The organism is Bacillus sp. FSL K6-3154 (assembly GCF_040869395.1).
In the GTDB taxonomy this organism is placed as follows: domain Bacteria; phylum Bacillota; class Bacilli; order Bacillales; family Bacillaceae; genus Bacillus; species Bacillus safensis.
Genome location: NZ_CP152033.1, coordinates 233892 through 247773, shown reverse-complemented (window position 1 = coordinate 247773; position 13882 = coordinate 233892). Strand labels below are relative to the sequence as shown.

Annotated in this window: 15 protein-coding genes; 13 read left to right on the top strand and 2 right to left on the bottom strand. The window is 41.1% G+C overall.

What is annotated here, in order from left to right; translation table 11 throughout:
- Nucleotides 1–163 precede the first annotated feature (163 nt).
- The 8 genes from sodA (at nucleotide 164) to pstB (MHH61_RS01385) (ending at nucleotide 9095) form a co-directional block, all read left to right on the top strand.
- Nucleotides 164–772 (top strand): superoxide dismutase SodA, encoded by a 609-nt coding sequence (gene sodA, locus MHH61_RS01420; protein ID WP_007501264.1) that lies wholly within the window; start codon nucleotides 164–166, stop codon nucleotides 770–772.
- Nucleotides 773–893: 121 nt separating this feature from the next.
- The gene (locus MHH61_RS01415; RefSeq protein WP_024422996.1) at nucleotides 894–2180 is read left to right on the top strand and encodes an MFS transporter; all 1287 of its coding nucleotides are present in this window, start codon (nucleotides 894–896) and stop codon (nucleotides 2178–2180) included.
- A gap of 122 nt (nucleotides 2181–2302) precedes the next feature.
- Nucleotides 2303–4438 carry a penicillin-binding protein 2 gene (locus MHH61_RS01410; RefSeq protein WP_024427976.1) on the top strand — a complete coding sequence of 712 codons (2136 nt, stop codon included), beginning with the start codon at nucleotides 2303–2305 and terminating at the stop codon, nucleotides 4436–4438.
- A 215-nt stretch (nucleotides 4439–4653) separates the two neighbouring features.
- Nucleotides 4654–5571, top strand: a complete 918-nt coding sequence (locus MHH61_RS01405) for a phosphate ABC transporter substrate-binding protein (protein WP_024422995.1) — start codon at nucleotides 4654–4656, stop codon at nucleotides 5569–5571.
- A gap of 79 nt (nucleotides 5572–5650) precedes the next feature.
- Nucleotides 5651–6577 carry a phosphate ABC transporter permease subunit PstC gene (pstC, locus tag MHH61_RS01400; RefSeq protein WP_024422994.1) on the top strand — a complete coding sequence of 309 codons (927 nt, stop codon included), beginning with the start codon at nucleotides 5651–5653 and terminating at the stop codon, nucleotides 6575–6577.
- Complete coding sequence (gene pstA / locus MHH61_RS01395; protein WP_025092964.1) at nucleotides 6577–7461, top strand: phosphate ABC transporter permease PstA; 885 nt, start codon at nucleotides 6577–6579, stop codon at nucleotides 7459–7461. Before pstC ends, pstA begins: the two co-directional genes overlap by 1 nt.
- A 32-nt stretch (nucleotides 7462–7493) precedes the next feature.
- On the top strand, nucleotides 7494–8297 hold the full coding sequence (pstB, locus tag MHH61_RS01390) for a phosphate ABC transporter ATP-binding protein PstB (protein WP_169510668.1): 804 nt from the start codon (nucleotides 7494–7496) through the stop codon (nucleotides 8295–8297).
- Nucleotides 8298–8312: 15 nt separating this feature from the next.
- Nucleotides 8313–9095 carry a phosphate ABC transporter ATP-binding protein PstB gene (gene pstB, locus MHH61_RS01385; RefSeq protein WP_024422991.1) on the top strand — a complete coding sequence of 261 codons (783 nt, stop codon included), beginning with the start codon at nucleotides 8313–8315 and terminating at the stop codon, nucleotides 9093–9095.
- A gap of 45 nt (nucleotides 9096–9140) precedes the next feature.
- Here the strand turns inward: pstB (MHH61_RS01385) and MHH61_RS01380 are convergent, their stop codons facing one another.
- Nucleotides 9141–9641: an endolytic transglycosylase MltG gene (locus MHH61_RS01380; protein WP_024422990.1), complete on the bottom strand. Its 501-nt coding sequence runs from the start codon at nucleotides 9639–9641 to the stop codon at nucleotides 9141–9143.
- Nucleotides 9638–9985, bottom strand: coding sequence for a hypothetical protein (locus MHH61_RS01375; RefSeq protein WP_024422989.1), 348 nt, complete (start codon nucleotides 9983–9985; stop codon nucleotides 9638–9640). Before MHH61_RS01375 ends, MHH61_RS01380 begins: the two co-directional genes overlap by 4 nt.
- Nucleotides 9986–10398: 413 nt before the next feature.
- Between MHH61_RS01375 and rpmG the strand changes: the two genes are divergently transcribed.
- The 5 genes from rpmG (at nucleotide 10399) to MHH61_RS01350 (ending at nucleotide 13869) form a co-directional block, all read left to right on the top strand.
- A complete protein-coding gene (rpmG, locus tag MHH61_RS01370; RefSeq protein WP_008360061.1) occupies nucleotides 10399–10548 on the top strand; it encodes a 50S ribosomal protein L33 in 150 nt (49 codons plus the stop codon).
- A gap of 48 nt (nucleotides 10549–10596) precedes the next feature.
- A complete protein-coding gene (locus MHH61_RS01365; protein WP_125586586.1) occupies nucleotides 10597–11157 on the top strand; it encodes a 5-formyltetrahydrofolate cyclo-ligase in 561 nt (186 codons plus the stop codon).
- Nucleotides 11158–11796: 639 nt separating this feature from the next.
- Nucleotides 11797–11970 carry a hypothetical protein gene (locus tag MHH61_RS01360; RefSeq protein WP_162176177.1) on the top strand — a complete coding sequence of 58 codons (174 nt, stop codon included), beginning with the start codon at nucleotides 11797–11799 and terminating at the stop codon, nucleotides 11968–11970.
- An 86-nt stretch (nucleotides 11971–12056) separates the two neighbouring features.
- The gene (locus tag MHH61_RS01355; protein WP_125586584.1) at nucleotides 12057–13595 is read left to right on the top strand and encodes a rhomboid family intramembrane serine protease; all 1539 of its coding nucleotides are present in this window, start codon (nucleotides 12057–12059) and stop codon (nucleotides 13593–13595) included.
- Nucleotides 13596–13665: 70 nt separating this feature from the next.
- On the top strand, nucleotides 13666–13869 hold the full coding sequence (locus MHH61_RS01350) for a YqgQ family protein (protein WP_008342322.1): 204 nt from the start codon (nucleotides 13666–13668) through the stop codon (nucleotides 13867–13869).
- Nucleotides 13870–13882: the final 13 nt, after the last annotated feature.

Here is a 13882-nt window from a genome sequence, read left to right as displayed (position 1 = left end):
AACTTTTTCAAAAGGGCTAAATACAAAATAAACACTGAAATGTTTCAGAACATGAGCAATAACGTTGAAACAAGCTGTTTCTTTTGATACTCTTTGAGTAGGGTGAATTGCTGACTTACAGAGGAAGCATTTCAGTACATACATTTTAAGGAGGAATTTAACCATGGCTTTTAAACTTCCAGAATTACCATATGCTTACGATGCATTAGAACCACATATCGACAAGGAAACAATGACGATTCACCACACAAAACACCACAACACATATGTAACAAACTTAAACAAAGCAATCGAAGGTGTATCAGCTCTTGAAGATCAATCAATTGAAGAGCTAGTGGCTAACTTAAACTCAGTGCCTGAAAACATTCGTACAGCTGTACGTAACAATGGCGGAGGACATGCGAACCACTCATTATTCTGGACGCTTCTTTCACCAAACGGTGGCGGCGCACCAACTGGTGAACTTGCAGATGCAATCGAAAAAGAACTAGGTGGATTTGAAAAATTCAAATCTGATTTCGCTGCAGCAGCTGCAGGACGCTTTGGTTCTGGTTGGGCATGGCTTGTTGTGAACAATGGAAAACTTGAAATCACAAGCACGCCAAACCAAGATTCTCCTTTAACTGAAGGAAAAACGCCAATTCTAGGACTAGACGTTTGGGAGCATGCTTACTACCTAAACTACCAAAACCGTCGTCCTGATTACATTTCAGCATTCTGGAATGTTGTGAACTGGGATGAAGTAGCTCGCCTTTACAGCGAAGCAAAATAATGATTTGATTTGAAAAGACCTGCTTTCAAGAGAAGCAGGTCTTTTTATATTTTCCCTCCTTTTTTTACATATCTGCCTTTTGATGAGACAGACTATTGTGTAGAAAAGGAGAATGAATGGTATGAGCAGATTAAAGAAAATGTTCGGGGACATGGATGTTACTAAAGACTTATTGCTCCTCCTCACGATTGGCGGGTTATACGCACTTGCCATTGCGCTTTCGAATACGTTTGTAAATGTGTACTTATGGAAACAGTCTGGGAAATTCACGGATCTTGCGATTTATAACTTGGCCATTGTGGTGCTTCAGCCCATTACGTTTTTATTCGCTGGCCGGCTCGCAAAAAAAATAGACCGGGCGTTTGTCCTTCGTTTCGGTGTCATCTTTTTAGCCGCTTTTTATTTAATTGTCTTAATGGCAGGAGAACAAGCGGCCGCACGGCTAGTTTTATTGGGAAGTGTCCTTGGGATCGGCTATGGTTTTTACTGGCTTGCTTTTAACGTACTCACCTTTGAGATCACCGAGCCTGAAACAAGAGACTTCTTTAATGGATTTCTCGGTGTGCTTTCCTCAACTGCCGGCATGATTGGTCCTCTCATTGCGGGGATTGTCATTTCTCAGTTAACGGATGATACAGGCTACACAGTCATTTTCACATTATCGCTTTTTTTGTTTTCACTAGCGGTTGTGATGAGCTTTTTCCTCAAAAGAAGGCAGTCTAAAGGCAAATTTATGATCAAACAAATTTGGAAAGAACGTCATGCAGACGAGAATTGGCGTAGGATTACAACAGCTCACTTTTTTCAAGGGCTTCGTGAAGGGGTCTTTGTCTTCTTAATCAGTGTCTTTGTGTTTATTGCAACAAACAGTGAGCTTGCTCTCGGGACGTTTGGTTTAGTGAATTCAGGTGTTGCCTTTTTTGCTTATTTCTTCGCTACACGTTTGATTAAGAAAAAGTGGCGGAAGAAGGCCATCATGCTTGGCGGGCTGATTTTATACGGCGCCTTGTTTTTAATCGTTTTCCACTTGTCCTATGTATCACTTCTGATGTATGCGGTAGCCATTGCAATAGGATATCCGCTCCTGCTTGTTCCTTATGTATCCTTAACATATGATGTCATTGGCCATGCAAGGTACGCCAGAAAGGCCCGAATTGAATATATTGTGGTCAGAGAGCTATTTTTAAATGCCGGCCGTATTTGTTCGATTGTTTTGTTCCTGCTGTCTGTCACCTTACTAGGTGATGAGCTCGGAATCCCTGCATCACTTGTTGTGCTCGGAGCGGGACACACCCTCATTTATTACTTTGTAAAAGATATTCATTTGAAAGAAAAAACAGCTGATATGAAAGAGGCTGACGGTCAAAAGCCAGTTTCTCAAACGAACCTTATTAAGGGAGAAAGGTAAAATTTCTTACCTATGGAACATCAAATTTCTAGATAAATGATAGAAAAACCGCTAAAATGATGATGGCACCTTTTATACACAAAAAGGGGTGCCATTTCTTTCTTGATAGAAAAGGTGATGTGATGAGAAACAAGAAAAACAAAAAAGACGCGAAGGAAGGGCGCAAAACACTTCCGATCCGGCTGAATTTATTATTTTTAGCTGCCTTTATTATTTTTACCGGTGTTGTCGTTAGACTCGGATTTGTGCAAATTGTCAATGGAGAAGATTATAAAAAGCAGGCAGAAAAACAAGAGGATGTGAATGTCAGCTCATCTGCTCCGCGCGGAAAAATTTATGATCGAAACTACAATACGATTGTCAGCAATAAAGCGCTGAATGCCATTACATATACGAGAACCTCGACGACTTCACAAGAGGAGCGGCTCAAAGTGGCATCAAAATTAGCGGATATGATTCATGTGAGTACGAAAAAAATCACAGATCGTGACAAAAAAGATTTCTGGATCTTAACGCATCCGAATGAAGCGAAAAAGCTTGTTCAAAAGGAATCAGAATTAAAGGGTGACGATAAGGTCTCTGATGATAAACTATATGAGCTTCAGCTAAAACGCATCACAGACAAGGAATTAAATCAACTGACGAAAAAAGATTTACAAGTGCTTGCCATTAAAAGACAGATGGATGGAGGCTATGCACTTACGCCTCAATTTATTAAAAATGAAGATGTAAAGCCAAGTGAAATTGCTTACGTCTCTGAGCATTTGGACGAGCTGCCAGGTGTTGATGTGACGACAGACTGGTCACGCAGCTATCCGTATAAAGGACTGCTCCGCAGTATGCTCGGCAGTGTGTCTTCGAGTGATGAAGGTCTTCCGCAGTCACTTCTTGAGCATTATCTATCACTCGGCTACAGCCGAAATGACCGTGTAGGAAAAAGCTATCTCGAATATCAATATGAAGATGTCCTGCAGGGCCAAAAGGAAAAAGAACAGAGTACAACTGATAAACAGGGCAATGTCACAAGCTCTAAAGTGTTAACAGAAGGTAAGAGCGGGAAAGACCTTGTGCTGACAATTGATATTCAGCTGCAAAAAGCGGTTGAAAAAATTATTGAAAAGAACTTGAGAAGTGCGAAACAAAGAGGGGGAACTGAGCTTCTTGACCGCGCATTTGTTGTCATGATGGACCCGAGAAATGGAGAGGTTCTCTCTGTTGCGGGTAAGCAGATTTCAAACAAAAACGGAAAATACAAATTCGATGACTACGCATTAGGAACGATGACATCCTCATATGCGATGGGATCAGCCGTAAAAGGGGCAACTGTATTGACTGGATATAAAACAGGCGCTATTCATATTGGAAGTACCCAATACGATGAACCTCTCTATATCGCCCAGTCGCCGCCAAAGAAATCCTATCAAAATATGGGACTCATTAATGATTTAACAGCACTAGAGCGTTCATCAAACGTATATATGTTCAAAACCGCAATCGCCATTGGGAAAAGCGAATATCGTAAGAATCAGGCGCTCCCAATTGATCCGAAAGCATTTGATACGTTCCGCTACAATTTCAGTAAATTTGGTCTTGGCGTCAAAACAGGTATTGACCTGCCAAACGAAGCAACGGGCTACAGAGGAACGTCTACACAATCGGGGCTCTTACTTGACTATGCTATTGGACAGTATGATACGTTTACACCGCTACAAATGGCGCAATACGTTTCAACCATTGCAAACGGCGGGTATCGTTTACGTCCGCAGCTTGTCAAAGAAGTGAGAGAGCCAGACCCGCAGCGCGGTATTGGAGCTGTGACGGAATCCGTCAAACCGGATGTATTGAATAAGCTAGACATGACAAGTGATGAAATCAAGCGTGTCCAGCAAGGCTTCAAGCTTGTGATGCAGAACCCAAGAGGGACAGCCTATTCAAACTTTGGCAACAAAAAGTATAATCCAGCTGGCAAAACAGGAACCGCTCAATCATTCTATGACGGTCCAATTAAAAGCAAGCGAGGTACACCGACGTATAACACAACTCTTGTTGCGTATGCGCCTGCTGATAATCCAGAAGTGGCTATTTCCGTTGTCGTGCCATGGGTGTATCAAGACTACAACCAGCGCTATCCAATTACAAATGATATTGGTGAACAAGTATTAGATAAGTACTTTGAACTGAAATCAAAACAGGAAAGCAATGATACACAGGCGAAAAACAAAAACAAAATTGAAAATGAAGCAGAAACAAATAACTAGACCTTTCATAGGTAAAAACGCTCACTTTTTGTGGGCGTTTTTTTTACGTTTTCTTCAAAAATTCCGATATAAATTGACAAAATTCATAAAAAACGCCGCAATTTCTCTACAAAACTTCGACATTTACAAAACCTTAACATTCCATTTAAACGAAATTAATAAAGAACCTTTAATGTATTACTCGTAGGACAAATTATTCAGGGGGTATTCTTGAAATGAAAAAGAACAAATTATGGCTGCTTACTTTCCTTACTATCGCATTGTTAGCATTCGTCACAGCATGCGGAAACAGCAGCTCAAGCGGAGATTCAAAAGACAGTAAAGGAAATGCTTCAAACAAAGATGAGGCATCAGGTTCCATTACCATCTCAGGATCATCTGCGATGCAGCCTTTAGTTCTTGCGGCAGCAGAAAAATTCATGGATAAACATCCAAAAGCCGATATTCAAGTACAAGCCGGCGGTTCAGGAACAGGACTTTCTCAAGTTTCAGAAGGATCTGTACAGATTGGTAACTCAGATGTATTCGCTGAAGAGAAAGACGGAGTCGACGCAAAAGCTTTAAAAGACCACAAAGTAGCAGTTGTTGGAATGGCCGCAGCTGTAAACCCTGAAGTGGGTGTCAAAGACATCACAAAGGACGAATTGAAAAAAATCTTCACTGGTAAAATCAAAAACTGGAAAGAGCTTGGCGGGAAAGACCAAAAAATCACGCTTGTTAACAGACCTGATTCTTCAGGAACACGTGCAACATTTGTGAAATATGCACTTGACGGTGCAACACCTGCAGAAGGAATCACAGAAGATTCTTCAAACACAGTGAAAAAGCTGATTGCAGAAACACCAGGTGCGATTGGATACCTAGCATTCTCTTATTTAACAGATGACAAAATTACACCGCTTAGCATTGATGGTGTGAAACCAGAAGAAAGCAATGTAGAAAGCGGTAAATATACAATTTGGGCATACGAGCACTCTTATACAAAAGGTGAGCCGGAAGGTCTAGCAAAACAATTCTTAGATTACCTTATGAGTGACGAAGTACAAAAAGAAATCGTCAAAGACCAAGGCTACATCTCAGTTTCTAATATGAAAGTAGAAAGAGACGCAACAGGCAAACAATCGGATAAGTAAGAGGTCTTGAATTGCTGATGAAGGAAAAGTGGAGCATTTCACTTTTCCTTTTATGACATTCATAGGAGTGTAGAAAAAGATGAAGCAGATAGAACATACAGAAGCGAGCGATCGGCTGATCAGCTCGAAGAAAAATAGGCAAATGGATGAAGTAAGAGGAAGTATTTTGGTGAAATTCTGCGCATTCTTAATGATTGCAGTATCCATCGCCATCACCATCTTCCTTGGCATTAAGGGTTTACAATCTTTCATCGTAAATGGTGTAAGCCCAATTGAGTTCTTAACCAGTATCAATTGGAATCCAACAGCAGAAAACCCGGAGTACGGCGCATTTCCTTTTATCTTTGGATCGATCGCCGTCACGCTTCTATCGGCACTTATTGCAGCGCCGCTAGGCATCGCAGGAGCGATCTTTATGACAGAAATTGCACCTGCATGGGGCCGGAAAATTCTCCAGCCAGTCATTGAATTGCTTGTAGGGATTCCATCCGTTGTTTACGGATTCATAGGTCTTACAGTATTGGTGCCGTTTATCGGACATTTCAAGTCAAGCGGCTCAGGGCATAGCGTGTTAGCAGGAACGATTGTCCTGTCTATTATGATTCTGCCAACCGTTACATCTATTGCAACTGATGCAATGGCTTCCCTTCCAAAAAGTTTACGTGAGGGATCCTATGCACTTGGCGCTACAAGATGGCAAACGATTAGACGTGTGCTTGTACCGGCAGCTCTTCCAACATTAATGACAGCAGTCGTTCTTGGAATGGCAAGAGCATTTGGTGAAGCCCTTGCCGTTCAGATGGTCATTGGAAACACGCGTAATTTACCAGAGAGCATTATGGATACAGCTGGTACATTAACAACCATTATTACGTTAAACATGGGTCACACAACGTATGGAAGTGTTGAAAACAATACACTTTGGTCAATGGGTCTTGTCCTTCTAGTTGTATCGTTTATGTTCATACTCATTATCAGATACTTGTCGTCTAGGAGGAAGATTTAATGAATAGCAAAATGACCGATCGTTTTGCCACGTTTGTTTTTGGATTATGTGCCGCCATTATTACGGCGATCCTAGTTGGTTTGTTTTCTTATATCATCTTCAACGGTGCAAAAGAATTAAATTTTGACTTTTTGACAACCCGCTCAAGTGCAATTGGCTCTGGCGGCGGTATTAGGGATCAGCTGTTTAACTCGTTTTACATTTTGTTTATAACAATGCTGATCACAGTACCACTTGGTGTCGGCGGTGGAGTGTACATGGCTGAATATGCGCCTCAAAACAAAGTCACTGATTTTATTCGCACATGTATCGAAGTGTTGTCTTCACTTCCTTCTATTGTCATTGGTATGTTTGGTTTACTCATGTTTGTCAATTTAACAGGCTGGGGCTATACGATCATCGGAGGAGCTCTTGCGCTCACGGTGTTTAACTTGCCAGTGATGGTCAGGGTGACAGAAGACGCGCTTCGCTCTGTACCGAAGGATCAAAAGGAAGCATCACTTGCGCTCGGTGTGACGAAATGGCATACAGTGAAGACAGTCCTGATTCCAGGTGCGATTCCTTCTATTATTACCGGTGCGATTTTAGCATCAGGAAGAGTCTTTGGGGAGGCAGCAGCGCTTCTTTTCACAGCAGGTCTCACCACACCGCGTCTTGATTTTACAAACTGGAGTCCATTTTCTGATACGTCACCGCTGAATATTTTTAGACCGGCAGAAACATTAGCCGTTCATATATGGAACGTCAATACACAAGGAATCATTCCAGATGCAGAGGCCATTGCAAATGGTGCATCAGCCGTACTTGTGCTTTCAGTTTTAGTATTTAACTTAGCAGCTAGATGGCTTGGTTCATTTATTCATAAAAAGCTTACGTCAAAATAATGTGAGAGAGGTGTGAAGGGGATATGGTTCAAATGCTAGCAGAAAAAAAAGAGATTGCAGCAAAAAAGGCTCCACTTCAAGCGGAACAGATTTTACAGGTGCAGGATTTAAGCATTTATTATGGTGAAAAAAGAGCGGTCAATCACATTTCATTTGAAATTGAGAAGAACGCAATTACCGCATTAATCGGCCCATCTGGCTGCGGGAAATCAACCTTTTTACGCAGCATTAACCGCATGAACGACTTGATCCCAGGTGCGAGAAGTGAAGGGGCGATCATGTACGAAGGACTCAATATTTTGGATGACCGCATTAATGTGGTGAATTTAAGAAGAGAAATCGGCATGGTTTTCCAAAAACCAAACCCATTTCCTAAATCGATCTACAATAACATTACCCATGCGTTAAAGTATGCGGGTGAAAAAAGAAAATCAGTGCTTGATGATGCAGTAGAGGAAAGCTTAACAAAAGCAGCGCTGTGGGATGAAGTCAAAGATCGTCTGCACCGCTCGGCTTTGTCATTATCCGGCGGTCAGCAGCAGCGCCTTTGTATTGCGCGTACACTTGCGATGAAGCCCAGCGTTCTTTTGTTAGATGAACCCGCTTCTGCCCTAGACCCAATCTCAAATGCAAAAATTGAAGAGCTATTATCAGATTTGAAAAATGATTATTCGATCGTCATTGTGACACACAACATGCAGCAAGCGTTACGTGTATCTGATCATACGGCCTTTTTCCTGAACGGTGATCTAGTAGAATATGATGCCACTGAACGTATCTTTACACGTCCTGCGCAGCAAAAAACAGAAGACTATATCAATGGTCGATTTGGATAAGGCGGGTGGATTTTGATGAATGCAGTAGCAACTGAAACAGCAAAAAAAGAAGTGTTTCGTGTGAATGATATGAACCTTTGGTACGGACAGCATCACGCACTGAAGCATATTGATTTAGACATTAAAGAGCATGAAGTCACAGCAATTATCGGTCCGTCAGGCTGCGGAAAGTCAACGTTTATCAAGACCTTAAATCTTATGGTCAAAACAGTGCCAGGTGTGAAAATCACCGGAGATATGATGTATAACGGCGACAATATTTTAAAAGGCCGCGTTGATCTAGTGGAACTGCGTAAAAACGTCGGGATGGTCTTTCAAAAAGGAAACCCATTCCCTCAGTCTATCTTTGATAATGTCGTCTACGGACCAAGAATTCACGGCGTGAAGAGCAAGCAGCAATTGAAAGAAATCGCTGAAAAAGCGCTTCGTGATGTTGCCCTTTGGGATGAAGTGAAAGATCGATTAAATGCACCAGCATTAGGTCTTTCCGGCGGTCAGCAGCAGCGTCTTTGTATCGCAAGAGCTATTGCTACAAGCCCAGACATTTTACTAATGGATGAACCAACATCAGCGCTTGATCCTGTCTCAACATTAAAGATTGAAGAATTGATTATGAAATTAAAAGAGAAATACACGATTGCCATTGTGACGCATAACATGCAGCAAGCGGCGAGGGTATCAGATAGAACGGCCTTCTTTTTAATGGGAGAGCTTGTTGAGGTCAATGATACGAATGTGATGTTCTCAGAGCCAAATGATCAAAGAACAAATGATTATATATCTGGTCGATTTGGATAGATAATAAAACCCCCTGGAGGTCAGCGCCGCCAGGGGGTATTGTTGTTATTTTGTTAAGGCTTTGACGATTTGTTTGAACGTCATCCCTGTTTTTAAATTGAACTTGCCTGCACGAATTTCTTTATGGTAGCCGGCGTCAATCACGTAATCATTAAAATCTTTAGACGAGTTGATGATTCCGTCCTTTTCAAGCATGTCTGAAACATCACTTGTGCTCATCCCGTTTTTAATAACAAATTTGACCGATTTGCCTTTAGGCTTGTCCGATGTTTCTTTATCATTTTTAGAATCGCCGTCTTCATTTGCTTTCAGTGCTTTTTCTTTATAATCAAGAAGCTGCTGATATGTTTCACGGCTGACAGAGACTTCTTTTTTAGAGTCTAAATAGTTTTTCACATCGGTGTCTGTTACTTTCGCTGCGAGCGTTTCTTTTGTGGTTGTATCAGCCGCCGCTTCATCTTTTCCAGTGAGGAAAAAAACGATCGCCAGAACACCAGTTGCAAGAATCATACCTGCCGCAAACGTTTGGATGCTTTTTTTCGTCATACAAGCACCTTCTCATTGTCTTTAATGATCATGTTGACCTCATCTACAGATACATGCTCAGCGCGCGCAATGGCCTCAGGAGACATGCCATTTTGATGCTTTGAAATGATTTGTCTTGCGATAGATGGATCAATTTCTGAATGTTTGCGGACGACAATGTTTGTTTCAAGCAATTCTTCTTCAAGAACCTTCATTTTCTTTTTCAGTTTATAGATTTCTTGCATTGCAGATAGTTGAAGTGTTTCAAGTTCCTGCTCGACTTCTTTAATCGGCTCTCTTTGAAAATATGAGAATGCGATCAGTACGATACTGACAACAAGCAATCCGATAATTGCAATTTCCATGTTTCATCACCTTTTATTCATATTTTAATGCTGAAAGCCATAAAAGGCTTTCATGATTGTTTCAGACAGTTTTCGACCCTTCTTTTTTATACCATAAAAAAGCTAGTTTCAAAAGGAATTGCTGAAAAAATCACCTTTTTTTCATCTTTTTTCTTTTTATATGAAAAACGAGTATGAAAATCTTGCTCACTGTCAAAATAAAAGAGGGTTTCTCATGTATACAGTACGACAAAGATTGAGGTTTTATAGGGGAGCAGGCTATTTTTCATGAAATGACCGTGCGATATGGATCAGAACGCGGATGGATTGCACTGAAAATCAAATTGGTGAAAAAACATTCTAGCATTCCTAAGCTAGAAGTGGTATTATAGTTAGGTCTGAATGTGAATTGATTTTAGTTTGGAGGGAAAAACATGCGCGTAAATATTACTCTAGCTTGCACTGAATGCGGTGAGCGTAACTATATTACTAAAAAGAATAAGCGAAACAATCCAGATCGCGTTGAATTCAAAAAGTATTGCTCACGTGATAAAAAACAAACTTTACATCGTGAAACAAAGTAAGCAGCAGGGAATTTTCCTGCTGTTTTTTTATGATGGGAGATGATCTGTGTGAAAAAGGAACTTCGCCTTCAAACATTAGCCAAGCTGGACCAGATGAGTGCCGAAGAATTCAAGCGAAGCACCGCTTTACTTCATGAGCGCTTGTTTCAACTGCCAGCATGGAAACAAGCGAATACGGTTGCACTTACCATGTCTAGAGGAAAAGAGGTACCGACAATGCCTCTCATTGAAAAAGCATGGCGGGAGGGGAAAACAGTATGTGTACCCACCTGTTTTCCAGAAACAAAAGAGATGACGTTTTATGAATATACACCAGAAACGAAAATGATCTCCCGCTACTTTGGGCTATTGGAGCCAGATCCTCTGACGTCGGCCGCTGCATCTAAAGAATCTATCGATTTGATCATTGTGCCTGGTGTGTGCTTCGATCGAAAAGGCTACCGTATCGGATATGGGGGCGGCTATTATGACCGCTACTTAGCTGACTATCACGGCGAAACGCTTGCCCTTTGTTTGACAGTACAGCAAACCGAGCATATTCCGGCTGAAACGCACGACATCCCGGTCTCAATCATGGTCAGTGAGAAAGGTACCATATTTCCAAAATAAAGTCCGCTGCTTATATAGATGAACGGGCTTTTTGTGTTGAGCGAAGGTGCTTGCTTACGATCAAAAGTCACATACACGATAGCGATCAACATTCTTCATTAAAAGGCATTTTAGCTGACGGGGGATATGTTTTGAAAAAATTTCGTGGAAAGAAAAGATACTTCCGTAATATGTGGGAGGAAGTGAATACTTGTGACTTAAAACTTGATCGTGATTCAAGGTTTGATTTTTGGCATACGCACCTTGATTTTTTGGAGTCGGGGAAAATAGCTTAAAAATAAGAAGAGAGCATATCAAAGCTCATATCGCTTTATATCATAGGCGGCTAAAACAGCTTGAAAGCTTAGAAAAGCCATACCAAACTTGGATTTGTATTCACGAACATGACCTTGGTTTAGACGCTGTATATGTTCTTACACCAAATCCATACGACAGTTACTTCCCGCACAAGGTGGAGGAGTTAGAGCGAAATTGTAAGCTGCCTCATACTTTCAAGGATTTAATCGACCTTCTCAATTTGACGTTTCTTATGATCAATCAGAGTGCGGATATGAAAGGAACCTTTTAAGCGATAAAAACGATGGTTCATGCATAAACAAATCCTATTTAAGCCACGATACGAACATAGGAGGGAATATGATGAATAAAATGATTTGGAGCATTGTGTTCACACTGTTTGCATTCGTTCTCGTGCAAAATCGTTATCGGCTCATGAATTTGGTTTTAGGGCAAAATCAAGTCCGGCACTTTTTGATTAAATGGCTGATGAAAATCCCATATTTTCGGACGAAATTTATTCGCCAAGCATTCTAATCCCGCAAAAGCCGGGATTTTTTTGTTTAGAAATGCGGATAAGAACGATTCTTGCTATAATAATGTAAAAAATGGAGCGCGAATGTATGAATGTCATAGATAGTTTATTTTGGCGAGTTGTTGATGAACTTAGACAAAAAGGATACGAGATGATTCAAAGTCCGTACCCAGAAGATGAAATATTTTTTGAAGCACCACGAAACTCAGGTTATGATCTTATCCGTCTATATAGAAAAGATGTGAATTTCAGGCAGGAGATCGTTCGAGATATCGAGGAGCAAACATATCGGATCAATCAGCTGAGAGAAGCTATGCGTAAACGATCTCTTCATCTCCTGCAGCTGCAATTTACAACTGATGTTCCAGTAGATGATTGGGAAGACCTAAACGGTCAGCCGCAAAAAGAGAATAAGGTGACAGTTACTCCTGTATTACTCAATGCAGACACGCTTCAAAACGATGTAAACGAACTGCAAAAATGGCTGAATACATCGCTTGCAGTAGATGTAGAAGAAGCGAAGGAAGATACAGCTGAGGATGCAATGCAGCTGAAAAGGAACGTGCTTCAGGCATTTGATGATCAGGAAAAGCAGCGAGAACGAGAACGGGCCGTGTTTCAAAATGGGAGACCCATTTTTACCTACTTGCTGATTGCTGTCCAAGTGGTGATGTTTCTTTTACTTGAGCTGTCAGGCGGAAGTACCAATACCGCAACTTTAACAGCATTTGGTGCTAAAAATAATGTGCTGATTTTAGAGGGTGAATGGTGGCGCCTGATGACACCAATGTTCTTACATATTGGCTTGACGCACTTACTCTTTAATACTTTTGCTCTTTGGTCCGTTGGAGCGGCTGTTGAGAGAATTTATGGGTCGGGAAGATTTTTGCTCATCTATTTGATTTCCGGCATTTTTGGCTCTATAGCGAGCTTTGTGTTTAATACGGCAATTGCAGCCGGCGCTTCTGGCGCGATCTTTGGCTGCTTAGGCGCACTGTTATATTTAGCCATCTCAAACCGAAAGCTTTTCTTTCGGACGATGGGGACAAACATTATTGTCATTATCCTCATCAACCTAGGAATAGGCTTCACTGTATCAGGTATTGATAATGCAGGGCATCTTGGCGGCTTGGTTGGCGGTTTTTTCACCGCATTAGCTGTCCGTCTGCCTAAACAGATCCAGCCTGTTAAAATGCTACTTGCGAGTGCTGCTTTGCTCTTTATTGGCGGTTTTGGATTGTATACAGGGTTTCATTCTGACGATCAAAAGGAAGCAGCGGCAACAAGTGAGGCAGCAAGTTTATTTGATGAGAAAAAGTATAGCGAAGCAAGTGAACGACTAGAGGAATATGTGCACGATAAAGATGCATCAGCTGAGGCACTTCATATTTATGCACTATCGGAAGCGCAGCAGGGCCAACTTGATAAGGCTATTCAATTTTTACAAAAGTCGCTTGAAAAAGATCCAGATGATCCAAATAAACTGTATCATTTATCGCTTTTATACGTAGAAAAAGGAGAGACAGCGAAAGCAGAGGATCTATTAGCGAAAGCGTTAAAACAAGATCCTCAAAATGATCAATTTTTAAAGCTGAAACAATATATCGAAAATAGTCAAACACGTTGAATGACTTGACTGAAAGCGCATTTATGAATACGCTTATCCTATCTGTTGATGAAAAGAAATGGTGGAAACAATGAAAACGTTATATGATGTACAGCAGCTGCTCATGAGATTTGGAAATTATGTGTATTTCGGAGATCGTGAAGTAGAATTAGAATTTATGGCAGACGAATTGAAGGAAATGTATACATCGGGCATCATTGACCGGACCGAATGGTCAAACGCAATGACGATCCTCCAAATGGAGCTAGCCAAATTAAATCGAAAAACAATGTGAAGGTGGAGGGCAT